The sequence below is a fragment of the Cupriavidus sp. FW305-46 genome (assembly GCF_058787075.1).
In genome coordinates this window covers 7,752-8,974 of the sequence record NZ_JBYSZI010000111.1, presented here as the reverse complement: position 1 = coordinate 8,974, position 1,223 = coordinate 7,752, and the positions used below count along the sequence as shown (strand labels likewise).

3 protein-coding genes and 1 pseudogene are annotated in these 1,223 nt (G+C 65.2%); all 4 read right to left on the bottom strand.

Annotated features, from left to right (window positions below; genetic code table 11):
- Positions 1–225, bottom strand: a pseudogene (locus AC3WON_RS30355) (phage tail protein); the annotation flags it as partial.
- Entirely contained in the window at positions 225–413 is a 189-nt protein-coding gene (locus tag AC3WON_RS30350) for a DUF2635 domain-containing protein (protein ID WP_492353400.1), read from the bottom strand. The gene AC3WON_RS30350 and the pseudogene AC3WON_RS30355, both read right to left, overlap by 1 nt.
- 20 nt (positions 414–433) lie before the next feature.
- Positions 434–1,012: a hypothetical protein gene (locus tag AC3WON_RS30345; RefSeq protein ID WP_492353399.1), complete on the bottom strand. Its 579-nt coding sequence runs from the start codon at positions 1,010–1,012 to the stop codon at positions 434–436.
- A partial coding sequence (locus AC3WON_RS30340; protein WP_492353398.1) for a hypothetical protein occupies positions 1,009–1,223 on the bottom strand: 215 nt, incomplete at its 5' end. The genes AC3WON_RS30345 and AC3WON_RS30340, both read right to left, overlap by 4 nt.

The window sequence follows — 1,223 nt, the reverse complement described above, 5'->3', positions numbered from 1 at the left end:
CGCCGCATGCGAGCCGCGGCCGCAGCGAGCCTGCACGCCGGCCAGATTGTCGGCCTGGAAGGGCACGTTGGCCGCGGCCGTGCCGGCAGCCAGCAGCTGCGCGATGATGAGGATGCGGTTGGGCATCACCACCAGGCCGCTGACTGCCTTGCTGTTGTCGAACTCGACGTATGCCCCGGGTGTCAGCAGGTTGACCGGGATCTGGTTGAAACTGATCTGGCCCATTACTTGTCACCTCGCGCGGGCTGGCCGCTGGCGGCCGTGTTGGTCACTTCCGCCACGTCGCCATCGGCGAGGCGGCGGATCCAGAACGGGTCGTCGCCGTCCACCGGCGTCGGCTCCGCAATCTCGCGGCCCGTCGTCGGGTCGCGCACCAGCCGCCCTTCGACGGGCCTGATGGTGATGCTTTTCATGTTTGTTCCTATCGGAAGGGCTACGTTGGCAAAACGATGTCCGCACGCGCGTCGATCTGGCCGTCAGGACCGATCGGTTGCGGCGGGTCATTGCGCGGGCTGGCCATGTCGAAGGCCACCGAGACGATGCCCAGCGCATCAAACTCGGCGTTCGGCGTGCTGGAGTAACTGGCACCGAACGTGATGTCAGCGGCCAGCAGATCCTGCTGGCCATCTTCACCGCGGAACGCCAGAACCGTTTCGCGGTAGACCATGTTCTCGACGAGACCTGTCAGGTCCGGCTGCGGAAACAACCAGCCGTTCATGGCGGCAGCGATGGTCATCGTGACCAGCTCGCACAGGTCGTCGAGCTGGTCGTCAGCGCCTTCGTCTGCATCGCCCGGCACCACCACCTTGACCACCAGGTCAACAGTGCGCTGCATGAGCGTTTCCGTGACCTGCTCGCTTGCGTCGCGCTCGGTGTAGACCAGGACTACCGGCAGCTTCTTTTCGCTGACCGGGTAGTTGCGGGAGGCGTAGACGCGGCCGGTCAGCGAAGGCTGCGCCGCCAACAGGTCTCGCACCGCATGCCGGATGGCCTTACGGGTAGTCGTCGTCATGGCGTTGGCGTGATGTCCTTGAGCTTGACCTGCAGCAGCCAGCCGTCCTGCAGGCGCTCCGGCTCTTCGGAGAGCACCTTGTAGGTGCGCCCCTTGCATTGGAGCGTCATGCCGTGCGACAGCGTCACAGGTGTATCGGCCGGGTACTGCAGCGTCACATCACCGGCCTGCACCAGGTTGTCGACGAAGAAGCCAGACGGGGCATCGAGCC